The organism is Uruburuella suis (genome assembly GCF_022870845.1).
GTDB classification, from domain to species: Bacteria; Pseudomonadota; Gammaproteobacteria; order Burkholderiales; family Neisseriaceae; genus Neisseria; species Neisseria suis.
Genome location: NZ_CP091507.1, coordinates 2,664,328 through 2,685,732 on the forward strand (window position 1 = coordinate 2,664,328; position 21,405 = coordinate 2,685,732).

The following is a 21,405-nucleotide window of genomic DNA, read 5'->3' on the forward strand; positions in this document are numbered from 1 at the left end:
CGCAACGGTAAGCAGACGGCGCGCGGTAAGCATACGTTGGATGAAAAAATGTGATTGCATGCGGAATAAATCAATGTAACGGCAAATGTAGGGATACGACACAGCAGGAGAAAAATGGGCGGGTACGGTTAGGCGGCACGCCGTAACCGCACGCACGAATCGTAGAAAATCAAGCATTTCAACAATAAAGCTGCCTGAAAGCACATTTAGGCAGCTTTATTTTCATGCGTACGATTACGCCGTTTTACGGCTAATCGTACCTACGCAGCTGAATAGCGGCAATAGCTGCTCCATCATATAAAGAGGTTGGCGGGCATTCGCTTTCAAGCCAACGGTTTTGCCAGCTCGCTGTGGTGTGGGGCAGGTGTAGCCGGGCTGTCGGTAACGCTGTGATCCAGGCTGCGCAAAATGCCGCAATCGCGATTGGCTCGGGCGTCGTGGCATTGACGGCGCAGCTGGATTAATTGCTGCTCCAGTGCTTTGAGTTCGGCCACGCGCGCTTGCACATGGGTGATGTGTTCATCGATCAGGCTGTTGATGGTGGTGCAGCTGGCGTTGGGCTCGGCGCGGGCGTGCAGCAGCTCGCGGATTTCTTGGCGCGTCATTTCCAGCGTGCGGCAGCGGCGGATAAACACCAGCCGCTCCAGATGTGCGGCGCCGTATTCGCGGTAGTTGTTGGCCGGATTGCGTGTTGCGGGCGGCAGCAGGCCTTCGTGTTCGTAGTAGCGGATGGTTTCCACCGCGCAGCCGGTTTGTTTGGCCAGTTCGCCGATTTTCATGCCGATTTCCTTTGTGCTTGACCCTGTAGCCGCTACAGGGTATTTAATGGCGATTCTATACCGAAACAGGCAGGCAGGAAAGGAAACGCCATGAGCCGATGCGGCCAACACCCACACCAACATAAGCAAGATGCCGCTGTGAGCTGCGGCCACAATCATGCGCACCAGCACGCCGAAGCAGCGGCAAATGAAAGCGCTTGCTGCGGCAGTCATAATCACACAACAACAACAACCCCGTTCACCCCGCTGGCGGCGGCAACAACGATAGACGGCCATCTTCAGACGGCCATACGCATTATGCAGATGGATTGCCCCACCGAAGAAGCATTAATCCGCAAAAAACTGGGCGACATGACGCAAGTAAAAAGCCTCGAATTCAACCTGATGCAGCGGGTGCTCACGGTGGTGCACACGCCGGAAAGCCTCGAGCAGATATTGGCGGCGTTGCGTGCGCTCGGCTTCGAGCCGGAATTGGCCGATGGCAGCGGCAAACTGGCGCTGGCGGCAGAAAACAAAAAGCCGCTGTGGCCGCTGATTGTGGCCGGGGTGGCGGCGCTGTTGTCGGAAAGTGCCGACTGGCTGGGCTATACGGCGTGGCTCAGCGCCGCGCTGGCGCTGGTGGCGGTGGCTTTGTGCGGCTTGGGCACCTATAAAAAGGGCTGGGTGTCGATAAAAAGCGGCAGCCTGAATATCAATGCGCTGATGAGCATTGCCGTTACCGGCGCCATTGTGATTGGCCATTGGTCGGAAGCGGCGATGGTGATGGTGTTGTTTACGTTGGCCGAATTGATTGAAGCCCGCTCGCTCGACCGCGCCCGCAACGCCATTGCCGGGCTGATGTCGCTGGCACCCGACACCACCACCGTGCAGCAAGCCGATGGCAGTTGGCAGGAAATCGCGGCAGCCAATGTGGCGGTGGGCAGCATGGTGCGGGTGAAACCGGGCGAGCGCATCGGGCTGGACGGCGAAATCGTGCGCGGCAGCTCCACGGTAGACCAAGCGCCGATTACCGGCGAGAGCCTGCCGGTGGAAAAAAGCCGTGGCGATGCCGTGTTTGCCGGCACCATCAATCAGGCCGGCTCGCTGGAATACCGCGTAACCGCCGCCGCCAGCCATTCTACTTTGGCGCGCATCATTCATGCGGTGGAAGCTGCGCAGGGCGTGAAAGCGCCGACACAGCGTTTTGTCGACCGCTTTGCACAAATCTATACCCCTGCCGTGCTGGCCATTGCCGCGCTGATTGCCGTGGTGCCGCCCTTGCTGCTGGGCGAGGCGTGGGGCGAATGGGTGTATAAGGCGCTGGTGTTGCTGGTGATTGCCTGCCCGTGTGCGCTGGTGATTTCCACCCCGGTGAGCATTGTCAGCGGGCTGGCCGCCGCCGCGCGCAAAGGCATTTTGGTGAAGGGCGGCGTGTATCTGGAGCAAGGCCGCAAGCTGAAATGGCTGGCGCTGGACAAAACCGGCACGCTCACCCACGGCAAGCCGGTGCAAACCGATTTTGCCGTGCTGGGCAATAGGCTACCTGAAAACGGCCAAGTGTTGGCAAGCTCGCTGGCCGCCCACTCCGATCACCCTGTTTCGCAAGCAATTGCCCGCGCGGCGGCCGAGCAAGGCATCACCACACAAACGGTGCACGAATTTACCGCACTTGCCGGGCGCGGCGTGCAAGGCGAAATCGATGGTGTCCATTATGTGCTGGGCAACCACCGCTTAATCCACGAGCGCGGCCTATGCAGCGCCGAACTGGAAAACCGTTTGGCTGCGCTCGAGCGCGAGGGCAAAACCGTGGTGTTGCTGGCCGATGAGGTGCAAGTGTTGGCGCTGTTTGCCGTGGCCGACACGGTGAAAGAAAGCAGCCGCGAAGCCATCGCCCAACTGCACCAACTGGGCATCAATACCTTAATGCTCAGCGGCGACAACCCGCACACCGCCGCCGCCATCGCCGCCCAAGTCGGCATCGATCGCGCTTATGGCGACCAGCTGCCGCAAGAAAAACTGGCCGCAGTGGAAAAGCTGGCCGCCGAAGGTGCTGTAGGCATGGTGGGCGACGGCATCAACGATGCGCCCGCCCTAGCGCGTGCGGATATCGGCTTTGCCATGGGCGCCATGGGCACCGACACCGCCATCGAAACCGCCGATGTGGCGCTGATGGACGACGACTTGCGCAAAATCCCCGCCTTTGTGCGCCTATCCCAAGCCACCCATGCCGTGTTGGTGCAAAACATTGTGTTGGCGCTGGCCATCAAAGCCGTCTTCCTCGCCCTTACCATTGCCGGCTTCGGCACCATGTGGATGGCCGTGTTTGCCGATGTCGGCGCCAGCTTATTGGTGGTGGGCAATGGCTTGCGCTTGTTGCGGAAATAGGGGCTGGGTAGGTACGGTTCGCCGCCGCAGCGGCGTAACCATGTGCATGCCGAGCAGGGAAAACACAGTGTTGTAAAAATAAAACCATGCCGTCTGAAATGGCTTGTTCAGACGGCATTAAGATTCTATGCTTTCAGGCAGCCTGAAACAGCCAAAACAGCCACGGAGCAAACCCCTATGAAACCCATATTGTTATTGGCCACCGCCGCCTGCTTGAGCGGCATGGCGGCCAGCCCCAAAGCCGAAGCACAAAACATGCCGTTTCGCAGCAGCCTGCATGATGCGGCTTTAAGGGAGGCTTTGGGCGATTCGGTGCTCAGCCTAGCACAAACAGCCGGCACCGCTGAGGCCGCCTCACCGTGGTCGCAATGGCATGTGCGCCATGTGCGCTTGTCGGCTTTGGAATGGGGCAAAAAAGTGCTGTGGCACGATGCGGCAGGCCAGCGCCCGAGCCAAGGCGCTTATTATCGTGACGGCACGCTCAAACCATTGGCTTGGGCCAAAGAAGCCGACGTTACCGTGGGTGGCGATCAGCAGGGGATGTATGGCATGTATTGGACGGTTTATCTGCGCGATGGCGACAGCCTGATTGCCCACGATTACCGGCCGCTGCTGCAACAATGGCTGCCTGAAGGCACAAAAATCGTGCAAACACGCGGCGAGTGCCCGCGCAATAGCGAAGAAGCCGAGTATATGTCTGCCCAAGTTTATCAACTCACCTTGCCGGGCAAAAAGCCCTTATGGGTGGAAGTGGGCGCCTTTGGCAAGGCCGACTACAGCCCGGCACCCAACCTCACCTTGGACTTTGCCCTTAGCCCGCCGCCGCGTTGGGCATGTTTGGAGCCATTGTAGAGGCCGGTTTTTTCGCTACACCCGTTTGCAAAATAGGGTATAGGTACGGTTAGGCGGTATGCGGCAACCGTACGTGATGTAGTGCGGGAAACATGCAAATTTGTAAAAAACAATGCCGTCTGAAACGGATTTTCAGACGGCATTAAGCTTTTATGTGTACGGTTATGCCACTTACAGCGGCTAACCGTAGTTACGCTTGCTGGCTATTTTCTTTCCATACTATTTTCAAGTTCCTCTAAAGACCAAGATTCGGCAAATAAGCTACGTAATGGCTCCATCTCTAATGGCAATTCCTCTTGAAAAGTTAACCCTAAGAATGTTGCGGCACGAGTTGATCCCACATACAAATATTTTTGATATAAATCAGGATATGTTTTTATCATTTCATCTACATCTAGAAAAAATACTGCTTCAAACTCAAGGCCTTTAATATATTTAATACTACATACCTTGATAGCATTTTCATTTCCCCAAATCTGCCCATTTTTACAAGGAACAGCAGAATGATTTATCTCCGATAAGTATTCATCTAATATTTCAGCCACATTATCAACATCATCATCAGTTTTAGTAAGAATGACAATCGTAGGCATTTTTGCTATCTGTTGATGCTTATTTACTAAAATTTCTATTTCCTCAATCCGTTCAGAAACCCATGATAAAGAGTTTGCAAAGTTTTTACCATTTTCCAGCATTGTAGGTTTCATGCCTTTAAATAATATAGAGTGCTTGGGCAATTCTGCTTTTGACTTATCATCATAATCTTCCATCAAAGTTAATAAATGATGAGAAAACTCATTCAAACTACATGTTTGCCTATATGTAGTATTTATATACTGCAACTCTATTGATGGACTAATCCATTGTAATAATTCTTTATTTTTTATTCCTTTACCTTCCAATCGTTGGTTGAAATCACCACAAGCCACGAAAGCATTTATTTCTGGCCTGCTTAATCTCTGCATACATGCCAACTCCAAGGCAGAAAAATCGGTTGCCTCGTCAACAACCACCTGGTCAACAAAAACATTTTGCTGGATATAGTTAATATCACGGATATGCTCTATATTATTTTTAATATAATTTTGGCTTATTAAATATTTCATTCTTGTGATAAATACAAACAAAAGAAAATCAATTTCGGCATAACTAATTTTATTAATTACAATTCCTTCTGTATAGAATTTATCAAATTGCTTTTGCCGTCTAAATTGCTTATAGTTTTTCACTATGCTTTTATAATACTTCGTATATGAATTTATAAATCTGTTAAGACTATTTTGTATAGTTGCACTCTTGCCTAATAGTTCCAATTGCTCTTGATTGGGCAATTTCTCTCCCAACCATTCAGCGATTTTTCCGACCTTGCTATTCGGATCAATTTTTTGTTTCTGAAATAGCTGTCGCGCATATGATCTTAAAAATTTTTTATATTCTGAATTAATTTCAGTCTCAGATAGAGAAAGTTCCTCTTCATCATCCATATCAAACTCATCATCTACATCTTCATGAGAATTATCATTCGCTTGAATAGATTTTAAGAATATTTTAAAATTTTCTAAAATTCCACTATGGCGGTTACTTAATAAATTCAACTCCTCTTGAGTAATTTTATTGCTGTACTCTTTTTCTATTTTCACAGCGGCCTGAACCTTTTTTTGATATTCAAATAATTTTCGATATTTCTCCTCAATTTTGCTTTCTGAATTAACAATGGATGAAATTTCAACTGTTAGGTTATTTACCAAATTAATATTATATTTCTCTAAAATTTCATGCCCTTTTTTTAGTTCTATTGTTAATTTCCCATCTAAATAAACAACAAATGATTCAATCCATTCTAATGGATTTTCAATTACCGACTGTTGGACAAATTCATTCTGTTTTTCTAGTGTAAAACCGCTTTTAAAATCTGGACGATTTAAAATTTTAAAATCTTGACGAGCAAGGTCACCAGCAAAATCTTTCCACAAGTGAATTTTTTTATATGTAGCAATTCCCTCTGCATTAAAAGCTTCTTTTAAATATCCTTTTAATAAGTCTGATGGCGTAAACATTAACCACTGGTCAAATGAGTTTTTTCCTAATTTGCTTAAAATATTTTGCTCTTCAGGTAGGAAATTCTCTCTTTCATTATAAATTTTTAATCCTAACCGTTTAATTAAGGTCGTTGTTTTCCCCGTTCCAGGTGGTCCAAGCAAAATTATCTGTGCTGAAATTGGTTTACGGAAAATTTCACTCTGCTGTTTGTCTAATATTGCTTGCTCACGCAAAGAAATCGTATCTCGTAAATTTATTTGCAACTGTTTCAACTGCCCATCAACAGTTTGAGAGTATTTCAATACTTCAGCAGCTAACTTTTGAAAATCTTCATCTGTAGATAAATTGAGCAGTTCAGACAACTTATCAATTAAAATGGGCTGGTTTTGATCAGCAATAATATTTACAGAAAATCCATCCCAGTCATCATTTTGCAATTTGGCGGGGGTGTATCGAATTTTTCGACTAATATAATAATCAACTCCATCAAATGTAAACTCATCTTCAAAATTTAGACTACTAATTTTTCCTAATGGAGATTTAATACTTACAATATGGGTTTGATTATTTTTCGTACAGGAAGAAAGCCTCCCTACTATAGCTGGGGCAATATAAAAGGTATGGGCATAATTACCGTCTATATCTTCTGCATCAATGCGGAGAAAAGTAGGGCTTTCTTTCAATAATTTAGCCTCTACAATATTCTGCTTTCTAATTTCTTCTGATTGTTTTTTTGACGAATCAGTCCAATTATTTTGATTGATGACTTCAGAATAGTTTGAACTTTGCAAATCCTGAACATCTAATAATGCTTTTTTCTCAACCTCTTTAATCACTTTTAAAGTAGTTTCTACTGCTTTATTCAAGCTCGGAATGGCTTGTTCCATAAAATTCTCCCTATGTATCTTTAAGTATATAAATTAACCTTTTCCCATTCTTTTTGCAACCGCTTCACCGACACCGGCATCGGCGTTTTCAACTCCTGCGCAAACAGCGACACACGCAGTTCTTCAATCTGCCATCTAAACCCCAGCAGGCCGTCTGAAAGGGGTTGGTTTTGTTTTTGCAAGGCATCTACTTTTTCTTGCCACATCGCCAGCAGTTCCTGCACATCGGCTTCGCGGGCTTGGTCGCGGGCGGGGTTGGGGCTGTATTTTTCCATGCGTTTTTGCATGGCTTGTAAATAAATGGGCAGGCGCGGCCACTGTTGCCACGGTATGGCGTGGGCGAAACCGGGATAAATCAGGGCCTCGAGTTGGCTGCGCAGGGTGTGGGCGAGGGGGTGGCGGCCGATTTTGCTGTTGAGCTCGCTATAGGCTTGCGCGGTGGCGAGCAGGTAGCGATTGAGGGCTTCTTTGACGGCGGGCAGGCGGCTGCGGGCGCGTTTGATTTGTTCTTTAAAGGCTTTTTCGTCGCGCGGCGGGGTGTCTTCGCCCATCAGGGCGCGGTCGAGCACGGCGGCGGTGATGTCTTCGCGCAGGTTGTCTACGCCTAAGTGTTTGAGCAGCATGGCGGTTGGGGTGAAATCGGGCAGGCCTTTGTTCAGGTCTTTCACTTGCTCTTTGAGCTGCAAGGCCATGAGGGCGATGCTGCCTTGGCGGTGGGCGGCTGCGGCGGCTTCGGGGGTGTCGAACAGGCGCAGGGCAATGCTGCCGTTTTTTTGCTGTTGCAGGCCGAGGTAGCCGGTGAGCTGCTGTTTGCCGCGGGCGAACTGGATTTTTTCGGGCAGTTTGCCGATGTCCCAGTTGGTGAGGTTGTCGCGCTCGAAGTCGCTGCTGTTGTCGCGAAAGGTAACGGCGGCGGCTTGGCCGAGCTGGTTTTGCAGCTCGATCAGGTCGCGCGCCATGGCCAGCTCTTGGCCGCCATCGTCAATCACGCGGATGTTGAAATAGCTGTGTTCAGGTAGCCTGAAGGCTTGCCAGGCGGCCATGTCGATTTGCTCGATCAGGCGCATATCGCCGGCGCTTTTGGCGATGGCTTGGGCAAGCTGCGGCTGAATGGGGGCGTTTTGGTCGGGATTATCGGCCAAAAAGCGGGTGATAAAGTCGGGCACGGGCACGCAGATGCGGCGGATTTGTTTGGGCAGGGCTTTGATTAATAGCTGTAATTTTTCGCGTATCATGCCGGGCACCAGCCATTCGAGCGCGGCGGGGTTGAGGCGATTGAGCACGGGCAGCGGGATGGTGAGGGTAACGCCATCCAGCGGGTGGTGCGGCTCGAAGCGGTAGCTGAGCTTGAATTTGCCGTCGGCGTTTTGCCAATGCGGTGGGAATTGCGCTTCGGTAACGTGGGCGGCGGCGTGTTGCATGAGGTCGTCGCGGCTGAGGAAGAGCAGGCGCGGGTTGGCTTGTTCGGCTTGCTTGAGCCAAGTTTGGAAGGTGCGCAAGTCGGCTAGGGGTTGCGGGGTTTGGGGCTTAGGGCGAGGTTGGTTAGGCAAGCCTTTGGCTTGCTGCCCTCTCCCTAGCCCTCCCCCACGGGGGGAGGGAATAGGTAGCTGGGTGTGGTTGTCGGATTCGAGAATCCGACCTACGGCAGGCGTTTCAGGCCGTACACCGTTTTCAGACGGCATATAGTTTTCAGGTAGCCTTTGGTTGTAGAAATCAAACAGGGCTTCTTCGTCTACCAGCACGTCTTGTTTGCGCGATTTGTGTTCCAGCGCGGCGATGTCTTTAATCAGCTTTTTGTTGTGGGCAAAAAAGGCGGCCTGGATATCGGCTTCTTGCGCCACCAAGGCGCCGCGGATAAACAGCTCGCGCGCTTCTGCGGGCGCTACTTTTCCATAGGCCACGGGGCGGCGCGGCAGCACGGTGAGGCCGTAGAAGGTAACGCGTTCGCTGGCCACCACTTCGCCGCGCTTTTGCGACCAATGCGGCTCGAAATAATGGTATTTCACCAAGTGCGGCGCTTCTTGCTCGATCCATTCCGGCTCGATGCCGGCCACGTCGCGGGCGTAGAGGCGGGTGGTTTCGGTGAGCTCGGCGGCCATCACCCATTTGGGTTTGCTTTTAAACAAGGCCGAAGCAGGGAACAGATGAAAATGGCTGCCGCGCGCGCCCAAATAGTCGTGGCCTTCGGGCGATTTAAGGCCGACATTGGCCACCAGGCCGGTAATCAGGGCGCGGTGGATTTGTTCGTAGCCCGCTTCTTTGGCTTGGCGGATGTGGGCGCGGTGCTGTTTTTTATCCAATTGCTGCTGCTTGATTTTGGCGGATAAATCTTGGTCGCCGCTGCGTTCAGACGGCCTGAGCTGTTCCACGGTTTGAGGCCGTCTGAACGCATTTTCTTTGGTTACCAAGCCCAGCTCGATGGCAATTTGCGCCAATTGCTGGTGCAGCTCGCGCCATTCGCGCATGCGCAAGTGAGAGAGGAAATATTGGTGACACCATTGCACCAATTGTTTGTTGCTCAGGCCGCGCTCGCGTTCGCGCTGAAACGAATCCCAAATATTCAGATAGGCCAGAAAATCGGATTGTTTGTCGGTAAAGCGTTCGTGCGCTTTGTTGGCGGCTTCGCGCGCTTCCAGCGGGCGCTCGCGCGGGTCTTGAATCGACAGCGCGGCCACAATCACCAGCATTTCGGCCATGCAAGCGTGTTTTTGCGCCGCCAACAACATGCGGCTCACTTTCGGGTCGACCGGCAGGCACGCCATTTGTTCGCCGATTTTAGTAAGCTCGTTGCGCTCGTTTACCGCGCCCAGCTCCAGCAGCACTTGAAAGCCGTCGTTGATATAGCGGGCATCGGGCGCTTCTAAAAACGGAAACGCGGCCACATCGCCCAATTTCAGCGCCGCCATGCGCAAAATCACCGCCGCCAGATTGCTGCGGATGATTTCGGGGTCGGTAAATTCGGGGCGCTGGGCAAAATCGTCTTCCGCATACAAACGGATGCATACGCCCGCCGCCACACGGCCGCAGCGCCCGGCACGCTGGCGCGCGGCGGCTTGGGAAATGTTTTCCACATGCAGCTGCTCCACCTTGGCGCGGGCGGAATAGCGCTTCACCCGCGCCAAGCCGGTGTCGATGACATAGCGGATGCCGGGCACAGTGAGCGAGGTTTCGGCCACATTGGTGGCCAACACAATGCGCCGTTTGCCGCCGCCGGGGTGGAAAATTTTGTGCTGCTCGGCGTTAGACAAACGCGCAAACAGCGGCAGGATTTCATCATTGCGCCGCAGCGGCGATTTGCGCAGCGCTTCGGCGGCTTCGCGGATTTCGCGCTCGCCCGGCAGAAACACCAAAATATCGCCGTTGCCCAGCCGCGCCAGCTCGTCGGCGGCATCGACAATCGCATCGGGCATGTCGATTTCGGCTTCGTCTTCATCGGTTTCGGCCAGCGGGCGATAGCGGATTTCGACGGGATAAGTGCGGCCGGATACTTCGAGCACGGGGGCGCCTTGAGCGGATGTTTCAGGTAGCGTTGTAGGTTGGATATTGGTATCCGACACGAGATTGATGCCGTCTGAACGGGATTTGTCGGATTCGAGAATACGACCTACGGCATTTTCAGACGGCCTTTTCGCTTGATTAAGGCTGCCTGAAACGATTTTGGCAGGCACACCCGCCGGCGCAAAATGGCGGCTGAAACGCTCGGCATCAATCGTGGCCGAGGTAATAATCACTTTTAAATCGGGGCGGCGCGGCAGCAATTGTTTCAGGTAGCCTAAAAGAAAATCAATGTTCAGGCTGCGCTCGTGCGCTTCGTCGATGATGATGGTGTCGTAGGCGCTCAAAAAGCGGTCGGTTTGGGTTTCGGCCAGCAAAATGCCGTCGGTCATCAGCTTGATATGGGCATCGCGCGAAGTGTGGTCGTTAAAGCGCACTTTATAGCCCACGATGCTGCCGATATCGCTATTCAATTCTTCGGCAATGCGCTCGGCCACCGAACGCGCGGCCAAACGGCGCGGCTGCGTGTGCCCGATTAAGCCCGCCACCCCGCGTCCTAATTCGAGGCAGATTTTCGGCAATTGCGTGGTTTTGCCCGAGCCAGTTTCGCCGCAGATAATCACCACCTGATTTTCCGCAATCGCCCGCTTGATGTCTTCACGCCGCTCGTGCACCGGCAAAGTGTTGTCGTAATGCGGCTGCGGCAGATTGGCCAACCGCTGCAAATAAGCTTGGTGGGATTTTTGGTATTTCTGCTGCACCGCCTCCGCCCCGCCGAAACGCTTGGGATTGCGCAGAGCTTGTTGCAGAAAATGGCGGTCTTTGCTGAGGGTTTGGTTTAAATCGGGGGATGGCATACAGGCATGAAAACAGAGCAGATTTTAAAGAAACATTATAGCAAACTATCTTTGCTACCATGCATTGATGCGTATACAACCGGCTCGCTCCCTCATCAAGTAATCATCTCCACGTTATTTGAAAATCGATGACATAAAAATATTATTAATCATAACCATCTTGATAAATCAGACATTACCGCTCATCCATTAAAAAGACCATCGGCATTTTTATGACAATATTTTCATATGTCATATATATCATGTTTACGGTGCTGCGAAAATCTATCGGCACCCGAGCTTTTTTATTCTGTCCATATGGAGATTAAATATGTCTTATTATTCATGGAGCGGCATCAAAGTGCCCTTTTGGGGCGCTTGGGGTGGCAGCAAAGGCTACAACGTGTGTGTTAGCCGCACTAAAAATGCAGAATGCGGCGTAGACGCCATCGGCACCAAAGGCAACGACAGCATCACCGGCACATGGTTTAACGATAAATTATTTGGCGGCGATGGCAACGACACGCTCAAAGGCTTAGCCGGCAACGACTATCTTGATGGCGGCAAAGGTGCCGACACCATGATCGGCGGTTGGGGCGATGATGTTTATGTGGTGGATGATGAATGCGATGTAGTCAGCGAATGCTTGTGGCAAGGCAACGACACGGTGATTTCATATATTGACTACACCTTGGGTAACCATGTGGAAAATCTGGTGGCGGCCGGCGATAAAGCACTCACCTTAAACGGCAACAATCTCGACAATATCATCAGCGGCAATGCGGCCGACAACGTGATCAACGGTGGTGGTGGCAACGATAAACTCTATGGCGGCGATGGCTGCGACACCTTAAACGGCGGCGAGGGCTGCGATGTACTGTATGGAGAGCATGGCGACGACAAATTGAGCGGTGGCGCAGGTGCCGACAAGCTCTATGGCGGCGAGGGCAATGACTGGCTCGACGGCGGCAGCGGCAATGACGTTTTATATGGCGGCGCAGGCGATGATATTTTGATTGGCGGCGGCGGCCGCGATGCCTTATATGGAGAAGATGGCGACGACAACCTCTACGGCAGCAACGATGCCGACTGCCTCGATGGCGGCAACGGCTGCGATGTGCTTGATGGCGGCTACGGCAACGACTGGTTAAACGGCGGCGCCGGCGGCGACACTTATATCTACGGCAAAAATTACGGCCACGACACCATCGTCGATTGCGGCGACCCCTGCGACACCGACCGCATCGAATTCAAGAGCGACATCTGCCTGACCGATTTGTGCTTCACCGCCAGCCACGGCAACTTAATTATCAGCGCCGGCAAAGGCGACAGCATCACCGTGAAAAACTGGTTTTACGGCGAGCAAAATCAAATTGAAATGCTCAGCTTCAACAGCAACGATATTTCAGTGAGCAACGAACAAATCAATGCCGCATTCAACCACAGCAGCTACGGCGCATCCGTAAGCGGTGCTTCTTTGGCCGCCATGGTGCAGGAGCAGGCCGCCCAAACCGCAGCGGTGATTTAGAGCCGCATCTGCAACGGGTGGCTTTTCCGCGCACCAATACATCAAACGGGCATTTCAATGCCCGTTTTTATTTTAATGGCGTTGTTTTATTAAAAATGTTGACACCACTCAAGATACTTGATATAGTTTCATTCTTCAGACGCGGGGTGGAGCAGCATGGTAGCTCGTCGGGCTCATAACCCGAAGGTCGTAGGTTCGAATCCTGCCCCCGCAACCAATATCAAAACACCGCTTTCTAAGCGGTGTTTTTTTATAGCCATTGTTTTCATACCCAATCAAATCAGTGGCCATGAAAGCAAGCCTGCACAGGCCGTCTGAAACTTTTCAGACGGCCTGTGCAGAATAGATGGCCAAATGCTGCCTGCTCACAAAATCCACAAAAGCAACAATAAATTCGCTATTTTTTATTTTGCTTTTTTGAGTAGGCATTATTACAGGACAGCAAGTAGCAAGTAAAATATGCTTATTAAATTTTATGTGTTTATTTTTTTAAAATATAAATGTTTTATATTTATATTAAAGATTTATTGGCAATTAAATTTCATAAAATCTTTAAATTTCTTGTTTTTCCACAAATCTCCTTCTTGCATCAGCGCACTCAAAATAAATTATTATTGATATAAATAATTGTTCAGGATACGATATAAACAATAACAACCAACAACCATACACACGACTATGCCAAGTGCGATTATTGTAGAAGACGAAGTGTTGGCCTCTGAACGTTTGCGCGTATTGCTGGATGAGTGCAACATCGTTTTATTGAAAACATTCCATCATGCCCAGCCCGCCCTCGATTGGCTCAGCATGCATGAAGCCGACATTGTGTTCGCCGATATCGGCTTGCCCGAAATTACCGGCTTGGAGCTCGTTGAACGCATCAAACGCATCGCAAAGAAACAACCGGAAATCATCTTTACAACCGCCTATGAAGAACATGCTTTGCGCGCATTCGAATTGGCCGCCGCAGATTACCTGCTCAAACCGATTAAATTATCACGTCTGCAAACAGCATTGGCGCGCGTTAACGAAAAAATCAAAGAGCAGGAAGACGATTTCACCCATTTCAAAGTATTCAACCGCGATCGAATGGTGGAAATTCCTTGGCAGCAAGCCCGCTACTTATTGGCTGAGCATAAAACCGTTTTTCTGTTTACCGGTGAAGGCGAGTCTTATGAGCTGCCCAAAACCTTGGTTTATTGGGAAGAGCTGCTCGGCGAAAAAATTATCCGGGTGCACCGCAATGCCTTGGTATTCCGCCACACGCTCGATTGCCTGCTGCGCTTAGATAGCGGCGAAGAAGATGAAGGCAATGCCAGCTGGGGCGCAAAAGTGCTGGATGTGGAAGAACCGCTTACCGTCAGCCGCCGCCAACTTTCTGCCATACGGAAAATTCTGCGCGATGGGCATTAAATTTTTCAATCGATAAACCTCTTCCAATGCCGTCTGAAACCTTTCAGACGGCCTTTTCTCTTCCGGCTCCCGCGTAAACACGGTTAAACCTTAAGCTGTCACCGCACATATATAAAACACGCCGTCTGAACGCTTCTCTGCTCCCTGCTTGCCAATCGCGCCCCCATCGCCCCCAATCGAGCACCACGCAAACAACTACGGCTACCCCACCCACAACAAACAGGCCGTCCGAACCCGATCGTTCAGACGGCCTGCTCCTTCACCTTATCAAATTTCACCTTGTCAAACCACAGCGCAGATACCGGCAGACTGCAAGCCCCCAGCATACGCATGCCCAAGGCCGCCGGCCAAGCGGCAGCCTACTTCTTCACCGCCGGCTGCGCCTTCTTCGCAGGCGCGCCCGATACCGTTGCCTCATCCTTCAGGCGGTTGTAGATACCGTCGCCAATGCCCTTCACATTCTTCAGCTCTTCCACGCTTTTGAAATTGCCGTGCTGTTTGCGGTATTCCACAATCGCCTCTGCCTTCGCCGGGCCGATGCCCGGCAGCGCTTTGAGTTCGTCCGCACCGGCAGTGTTGATGTTCACCGTCGCCAATGCCCAGCTCATGCTCAGCAGAGCCAATGCGCCTAAGATCAGTTTTTTCATGTTTTTCTCCGTTTGTGTTTGTTGTCGGTCACAATGCCCGCTTTCGCGGGCGTTTTTATGATAGGCGATTGTTTGGTGAGGCGCAAGTCTTTTAGCTCGGTGATTGTTACTTAAATGGCAAATATCTGTATCCAAGGCCGACGGCTGATGGTTACCCAATACCCATTCAAAAAAATAATATACAAACAGGCAGCCTGTAGGTCGGATTCTCGAATCCGACACTTGTTTGCAGAACAAGGCACGCACATCGCTCTGGCCGCTGGCCAAACGTCGGATTCAAGAATCCAACCTACGCGGATGATGCTGCCGAACGGCTCTTATTTTGTAAGGTTATTTTTTCGAATCGGTATAAACCCATGATGCAAACAGGCCGTCTGATACCAATCCAAAAAAATAACCTAACTTCGTTGTCTCGCCTTGCCGTACTATCTGTACTGTCTGCGGCTCGCCGCCTTGTTAGCTTACTTTTTTGAATTGGTATGAAAGGCTAGCAGCTTTGAAAGCCGGCTTGTTTTTCAGACGGCCTTCAAGTCCGCTATTGCGTATTGGCGTATTGGCTATTGACCGGCTATGGCCGCAGGCGGCAGCCGCCAAGAAGAAGCCCCGCTGATACTCAGCGGGGCTTCGGAAGGGGTGCCTGGCAGTGACCTACTTTCACATGGGTATCCACACTATCATCGGCGCTGAGTCGTTTCACGGTCCTGTTCGGGATGGGAAGGCGTGGGACCAACTCGCTATGGCCGCCAGACTAAACTGTACAAATTTCGAAAGCCGTCGCGCTGGATTCTTCTCCGGCGCTTTATCAACATGAAATGCTCTTCGCACTTCCAACAGGGTAATGTTTGTTATCGCATGATTGCAGTATCCTGCAACTCATGACTTCAGTAAGCTTTTCTTCATTCGAAGTCTCTCAAATGATAGAGTCAAGCCTCACGAGCAATTAGTATCGGTTAGCTTCACGCGTTACCGCGCTTCCACACCCGACCTATCAACGTCCTGGTCTCGAACGACTCTTTAGGGTGGTTTAACCACCAGGGAAGTCTCATCTTCAGGCGAGTTTCGCGCTTAGATGCTTTCAGCGCTTATCTCTTCCGAACTTAGCTACCCGGCTATGCCACTGGCGTGACAACCGGTACACCAGAGGTTCGTCCACTCCGGTCCTCTCGTACTAGGAGCAGCCCCCGTCAAACTTCCAACGCCCACTGCAGATAGGGACCAAACTGTCTCACGACGTTTTAAACCCAGCTCACGTACCACTTTAAATGGCGAACAGCCATACCCTTGGGACCGACTACAGCCCCAGGATGTGATGAGCCGACATCGAGGTGCCAAACTCCGCCGTCGATATGAACTCTTGGGCGGAATCAGCCTGTTATCCCCGGAGTACCTTTTATCCGTTGAGCGATGGCCCTTCCATTCAGAACCACCGGATCACTATGTCCTGCTTTCGCACCTGCTCGACTTGTCGGTCTCGCAGTTAAGCTACCTTTTGCCATTGCACTATCAGCCCGATTTCCGACCGGACCTAGGTAACCTTCGAACTCCTCCGTTACTCTTTGGGAGGAGACCGCCCCAGTCAAACTGCCTACCATGCACGGTCCCCGACCCGGATTACGGGTCTGGGTTAGAACCTCAAAGTCACCAGGGTGGTATTTCAAGGACGGCTCCACAGAAACTAGCGTCTCTGCTTCTAAGCCTCCCACCTATCCTACACAAGTGACTTCAAAGTCCAATGCAAAGCTACAGTAAAGGTTCACGGGGTCTTTCCGTCTAGCAGCGGGGAGATTGCATCTTCACAACCATTTCAACTTCGCTGAGTCTCAGGAGGAGACAGTGTGGCCATCGTTACGCCATTCGTGCGGGTCGGAACTTACCCGACAAGGAATTTCGCTACCTTAGGACCGTTATAGTTACGGCCGCCGTTTACTGGGGCTTCGATCCAATGCTCTCACATCTTCAATTAACCTTCCAGCACCGGGCAGGCGTCACACCCTATACGTCCACTTTCGTGTTAGCAGAGTGCTGTGTTTTTAATAAACAGTCGCAGCCACCGATTCTCTGCGACCCTCCGATGCTTACAGAGCTAGTCTTTCACATCAAAGGGCATACCTTCTCCCGAAGTTACGGTATCAATTTGCCGAGTTCCTTCTCCTGAGTTCTCTCAAGCGCCTTAGAATTCTCATCCTACCCACCTGTGTCGGTTTGCGGTACGGTTCTGACTTGGCTGAAGCTTAGTGGCTTTTCCTGGAAGCGTGGTATCTGTCACTTCTTGTCCGTAGACAATCGTTATCGCTTCTCGGTGTTATGAAAGTCCGGATTTGCCTAAACTTTCCACCTACCGGCTTGAACAAGCTATTCCAACAGCTTGCTGACATAACCTTCTCCGTCCCCACATCGCACCAAATCAAAGTACGGGAATATTAACCCGTTTCCCATCGACTACGCATTTCTGCCTCGCCTTAGGGGCCGACTCACCCTACGCCGATGAACGTTGCGTAGGAAACCTTGGGTTTTCGGCGAGCGGGCTTTTCACCCGCTTTATCGCTACTCATGTCAACATTCGCACTTCTGATACCTCCAGCAAACCTCTCGATTCACCTTCTTCGGCCTACAGAACGCTCCCCTACCATACGTGTAAACACGTATCCGCAGCTTCGGTTATAGATTTGAGCCCCGTTACATCTTCCGCGCAGGACGACTCGACCAGTGAGCTATTACGCTTTCTTTAAATGATGGCTGCTTCTAAGCCAACATCCTGGCTGTCTGGGCCTTCCCACTTCGTTTACCACTTAATCTATCATTTGGGACCTTAGCTGGCGGTCTGGGTTGTTTCCCTCTTGACAACGGACGTTAGCACCCGCTGTCTGTCTCCCGAGAAACGACTTGATGGTATTCTTAGTTTGCCATGGGTTGGTAAGTTGCAATAACCCCCTAGCCATAACAGTGCTTTACCCCCATCAGTCTCTTACTCGAGGCACTACCTAAATAGTTTTCGGGGAGAACCAGCTATCTCCGAGTTTGTTTAGCCTTTCACCCCTATCCACAGCTCATCCCCGCATTTTGCAACATGCGTGGGTTCGGACCTCCAGTACCTGTTACGGCACCTTCATCCTGGCCATGGATAGATCACTCGGTTTCGGGTCTACACCCAGCAACTTGTCGCCCTATTAAGACTCGGTTTCCCTACGCCTCCCCTATTCGGTTAAGCTCGCTACTGAATGTAAGTCGTTGACCCATTATACAAAAGGTACGCAGTCACGGAACAAGTCCGCTCCCACTGTTTGTATGCATCAGGTTTCAGGTTCTATTTCACTCCCCTCCCGGGGTTCTTTTCGCCTTTCCCTCACGGTACTGGTTCACTATCGGTCGATGATGAGTATTTAGCCTTGGAGGATGGTCCCCCCATCTTCAAACAGGATTTCACGTGTCCCGCCCTACTTGTCGTATACCTAGTACCACTGATGAGATTTCGAATACGGGGCTGTCACCCACTATGGCCAAGCTTCCCAGCTTGTTCTTCTATCTCGCCAGCTATCATATACAGGCTCTTGCGCGTTCGCTCGCCACTACTTGCGCAATCTCGGTTGATTTCTTTTCCTCCGGGTACTTAGATGGTTCAGTTCTCCGGGTTCGCTTCTCTTGCCCTATGTATTCAGACAAGGATACCGTACAGAATACGGTGGGTTTCCCCATTCGGACATCGCGGGATCATTGCTTTATTGCCAGCTCCCCCACGCTTTTCGCAGGCTTACACGTCCTTCGTCGCCTATCATCGCCAAGGCATCCACCTGATGCACTTATTCACTTGACTCTATCATTTGAACGACCTCTCTGACTTCGCTTATCCTCCCGTTGACTAGGGGAATAAACTAGAGATGTTTACTCTGATAAAGCTTACTGCTTTGTTGTGTGACACACTCTGCCTTTTGTGCTCAGAGTGCGTCCGATACAATCATCACCCAAATTTTTATGGCTTGGCTGTGCTTATGGCGCCCGTCTTTTCAGACGGCCTATCCATAGGCTGAATCGACTCGGGTTGCAACCCTTGCCTTTTACATCCAAACCAACATTGTCTTTGTTTGTTGATTTCGGCTTTCCAATTTGTTAAAGATCGATGCGGCTTCGAAACTCAGCTTTTGCTGCGTCTCTTCGCTTCGCAAATCAAAACGAGCTGGCCATTATAGCAGCCAACCTCTTGAAGTCAACTAAAAATAAGAAGTCGCCTTCTTATCCTTTTGTTTTGCTTCTGCTTGTCTGCCGCCTTCTACGGCAGCTTTCGCTTTCGCTTTGATTTGCAAAGTGTGGTGGAGGCAAACGGGATCGAACCGATGACCCCCTGCTTGCAAAGCAGGTGCTCTACCAACTGAGCTATGCCCCCAGTGTCGGGTCCGGCCTCTGATTGGTGGGTCTGGGAGGACTTGAACCTCCGACCCCACGCTTATCAAGCGTGTGCTCTAACCAGCTGAGCTACAAACCCAAGGCCTTATGTTTACTTCCTTTGCATCTCTAATCTACAGTTTACCGATAAGTGTGAATGCGAATACGCCCCGTCTTCTCTAGAAAGGAGGTGATCCAGCCGCAGGTTCCCCTACGGCTACCTTGTTACGACTTCACCCCAGTCATGAAGCATACCGTGTTAAGCGGGCTCCCGAAGGTTACCCTACCCAATTCTGGTATCCCCCACTCCCATGGTGTGACGGGCGGTGTGTACAAGACCCGGGAACGTATTCACCGCAGTATGCTGACCTGCGATTACTAGCGATTCCGACTTCATGCACTCGAGTTGCAGAGTGCAATCCGGACTACGATCGGTTTTCTGGGATTGGCTCCACCTCGCGGCTTGGCTACCCTCTGTACCGACCATTGTATGACGTGTGAAGCCCTGGTCATAAGGGCCATGAGGACTTGACGTCATCCCCACCTTCCTCCGGTTTGTCACCGGCAGTCCCATTAGAGTGCCCAACTTAATGATGGCAACTAATGGCAAGGGTTGCGCTCGTTGCGGGACTTAACCCAACATCTCACGACACGAGCTGACGACAGCCATGCAGCACCTGTGTTACGGCTCCCGAAGGCACTCTCCTATCTCTAAGAGATTCCGTACATGTCAAGACCAGGTAAGGTTCTTCGCGTTGCATCGAATTAATCCACATCATCCACCGCTTGTGCGGGTCCCCGTCAATTCCTTTGAGTTTTAATCTTGCGACCGTACTCCCCAGGCGGTCAATTTCACGCGTTAGCTACGCTACTAAGGCATCATGTACCCCAACAGCTAATTGACATCGTTTAGGGCGTGGACTACCAGGGTATCTAATCCTGTTTGCTACCCACGCTTTCGAGCATGAACGTCAGTGTTATCCCAGGGGGCTGCCTTCGCCATCGGTATTCCTCCACATCTCTACGCATTTCACTGCTACACGTGGAATTCTACCCCCCTCTGACACACTCTAGTTACCCAGTTCAAAACGCAGTTCCCAAGTTGAGCCCGGGGCTTTCACATCTTGCTTAAATAACCGTCTGCGCTCGCTTTACGCCCAGTAATTCCGATTAACGCTCGCACCCTACGTATTACCGCGGCTGCTGGCACGTAGTTAGCCGGTGCTTATTCTTCAGGTACCGTCATGACCTGAGGGTGTTATCCCCAGGCTTTTCTTCCCTGACAAAAGTACTTTACAACCCGAAGGCCTTCTTCATACACGCGGCATGGCTGGATCAGGCTTGCGCCCATTGTCCAAAATTCCCCACTGCTGCCTCCCGTAGGAGTCTGGGCCGTGTCTCAGTCCCAGTGTGGCGGATCATCCTCTCAGACCCGCTACTGATCGTCGCCTTGGTGGGCTCTTACCCCACCAACTAGCTAATCAGACATCGGCCGCTCAAATAGCGCAAGGCCCTAAGGTCCCCTGCTTTCCTCCTCAGAGAATATGCGGTATTAGCCATCCTTTCGGACAGTTATCCCCCACTACTCGGTACGTTCCGATGCATTACTCACCCGTTCGCCACTCGCCATCAAAAGAGCAAGCTCTTCTATGCTGCCGTCCGACTTGCATGTGTAAAGCATGCCGCCAGCGTTCAATCTGAGCCAGGATCAAACTCTTATGTTCAATCTCTAACTTTTTTAACTTCTGGTCTGCTTCAAAGAAATAAACGAAGATATGTTATACATAATCTTGTCTATCTTTTTTCAACAGTGTGAGGCGTCTCCGCACTCACACTTATCGGTAATCTGTTTGTTAAAGAGCAGGGATGGCAGTATACAGCAACAAAATCCTTTGTCAACCTCAATTCATACAAATCGTTTCAAAAACGCTTTAAATTAAGACCAACTGTGCTATAATTATCTGTTCATCACATCGCCGCCGAAGCAGCGAAGAACCGAACTATACCCAAACCACCAAAACCCGTCAACATCTATCTGCAAAAATATTTACAATAAAATATCACCCGATTGTTTTAGCTGGGTATTTTTTATAGCAATTTCCAATCCCCGCTTCCAATAAAACGACTAAGGCCGTCTGAAAAAACTTTTCAGACGGCCTTAGTTATATAGTGGAATAAATGAAAAAC

At 50.9% G+C, this 21,405-nt stretch carries 8 protein-coding genes, 3 tRNA genes and 3 rRNA genes; 5 read left to right on the forward strand and 9 right to left on the reverse strand.

What is annotated here, in order from left to right:
• Window positions 1–323: 323 nt before the first annotated feature.
• Window positions 324–779 (reverse strand): Cd(II)/Pb(II)-responsive transcriptional regulator, encoded by a 456-nt coding sequence (gene cadR / locus LVJ78_RS12180; RefSeq protein WP_132954760.1) that lies wholly within the window; start codon window positions 777–779, stop codon window positions 324–326.
• Between the two features lie 90 nt (window positions 780–869).
• Here cadR and LVJ78_RS12185 point away from each other — a divergent pair, with 90 nt between their 5' ends.
• The gene (locus LVJ78_RS12185) at window positions 870–3,143 is read left to right on the forward strand and encodes a heavy metal translocating P-type ATPase (RefSeq protein WP_132954761.1); all 2,274 of its coding nucleotides are present in this window, start codon (window positions 870–872) and stop codon (window positions 3,141–3,143) included.
• Window positions 3,144–3,320: 177 nt separating this feature from the next.
• Window positions 3,321–3,995, forward strand: a complete 675-nt coding sequence (locus LVJ78_RS12190; RefSeq protein WP_132954762.1) for a hypothetical protein — start codon at window positions 3,321–3,323, stop codon at window positions 3,993–3,995.
• 203 nt (window positions 3,996–4,198) lie between these two features.
• On the opposite strand, the gene LVJ78_RS12195 is transcribed toward LVJ78_RS12190, so the two are convergent.
• Together LVJ78_RS12195 and LVJ78_RS12200 are read right to left on the reverse strand one after the other, a co-directional pair.
• Window positions 4,199–6,922, reverse strand: coding sequence for an ATP-binding domain-containing protein (locus LVJ78_RS12195; protein ID WP_132954763.1), 2,724 nt, complete (start codon window positions 6,920–6,922; stop codon window positions 4,199–4,201).
• Window positions 6,923–6,942: 20 nt separating this feature from the next.
• On the reverse strand, window positions 6,943–11,274 hold the full coding sequence (locus LVJ78_RS12200; protein ID WP_132954764.1) for a DUF3418 domain-containing protein: 4,332 nt from the start codon (window positions 11,272–11,274) through the stop codon (window positions 6,943–6,945).
• Window positions 11,275–11,584: 310 nt separating this feature from the next.
• On the opposite strand from LVJ78_RS12200, the gene LVJ78_RS12205 reads away from it, so the two are divergent.
• The 3 genes from LVJ78_RS12205 (at window position 11,585) to LVJ78_RS12215 (ending at window position 14,194) form a co-directional block, all read left to right on the forward strand.
• Complete coding sequence (locus LVJ78_RS12205; protein ID WP_132954765.1) at window positions 11,585–12,781, forward strand: calcium-binding protein; 1,197 nt, start codon at window positions 11,585–11,587, stop codon at window positions 12,779–12,781.
• A 140-nt stretch (window positions 12,782–12,921) separates the two neighbouring features.
• Window positions 12,922–12,998: transfer RNA gene (locus tag LVJ78_RS12210), tRNA-Met, on the forward strand.
• A gap of 461 nt (window positions 12,999–13,459) precedes the next feature.
• A complete protein-coding gene (locus tag LVJ78_RS12215) occupies window positions 13,460–14,194 on the forward strand; it encodes a LytR/AlgR family response regulator transcription factor (RefSeq protein WP_132954766.1) in 735 nt (244 codons plus the stop codon).
• A gap of 359 nt (window positions 14,195–14,553) precedes the next feature.
• Here LVJ78_RS12215 and LVJ78_RS12220 read toward each other — a convergent pair whose 3' ends face one another.
• The 6 genes from LVJ78_RS12220 to LVJ78_RS12245 all read right to left on the reverse strand — a co-directional run bounded on the left by LVJ78_RS12220 (window position 14,554) and on the right by LVJ78_RS12245 (window position 20,942).
• Window positions 14,554–14,841: a ComEA family DNA-binding protein gene (locus LVJ78_RS12220; protein ID WP_244802566.1), complete on the reverse strand. Its 288-nt coding sequence runs from the start codon at window positions 14,839–14,841 to the stop codon at window positions 14,554–14,556.
• A gap of 635 nt (window positions 14,842–15,476) precedes the next feature.
• Window positions 15,477–15,589: ribosomal RNA gene (gene rrf / locus LVJ78_RS12225) — 5S ribosomal RNA — on the reverse strand.
• A 171-nt stretch (window positions 15,590–15,760) separates the two neighbouring features.
• A 23S ribosomal RNA gene (locus LVJ78_RS12230) occupies window positions 15,761–18,652 on the reverse strand.
• A 491-nt stretch (window positions 18,653–19,143) separates the two neighbouring features.
• A tRNA-Ala gene (locus LVJ78_RS12235) sits at window positions 19,144–19,219 on the reverse strand.
• Between the two features lie 22 nt (window positions 19,220–19,241).
• Window positions 19,242–19,318 (reverse strand) — tRNA-Ile (locus tag LVJ78_RS12240).
• 83 nt (window positions 19,319–19,401) lie between these two features.
• Window positions 19,402–20,942, reverse strand: a 16S ribosomal RNA gene (locus LVJ78_RS12245).
• The 16S, 23S and 5S rRNA genes sit together here with 2 tRNA genes alongside, the layout of an rRNA operon.
• Window positions 20,943–21,405 lie beyond the last annotated feature (463 nt).

Bases quoted from the DNA above. Each gene is read 5' to 3' on its own strand.
- cadR (WP_132954760.1), bottom strand. From the start codon at position 779: ATGAAAATCGGCGAACTGGCCAAACAAACCGGCTGCGCGGTGGAAACC.
- LVJ78_RS12185 (WP_132954761.1), top strand. From the start codon at position 870: ATGAGCCGATGCGGCCAACACCCACACCAACATAAGCAAGATGCCGCT.
- LVJ78_RS12190 (WP_132954762.1), top strand. From the start codon at position 3,321: ATGAAACCCATATTGTTATTGGCCACCGCCGCCTGCTTGAGCGGCATG.
- LVJ78_RS12195 (WP_132954763.1), bottom strand. From the start codon at position 6,922: ATGGAACAAGCCATTCCGAGCTTGAATAAAGCAGTAGAAACTACTTTA.
- LVJ78_RS12200 (WP_132954764.1), bottom strand. From the start codon at position 11,274: ATGCCATCCCCCGATTTAAACCAAACCCTCAGCAAAGACCGCCATTTT.
- LVJ78_RS12205 (WP_132954765.1), top strand. From the start codon at position 11,585: ATGTCTTATTATTCATGGAGCGGCATCAAAGTGCCCTTTTGGGGCGCT.
- LVJ78_RS12215 (WP_132954766.1), top strand. From the start codon at position 13,460: ATGCCAAGTGCGATTATTGTAGAAGACGAAGTGTTGGCCTCTGAACGT.
- LVJ78_RS12220 (WP_244802566.1), bottom strand. From the start codon at position 14,841: ATGAAAAAACTGATCTTAGGCGCATTGGCTCTGCTGAGCATGAGCTGG.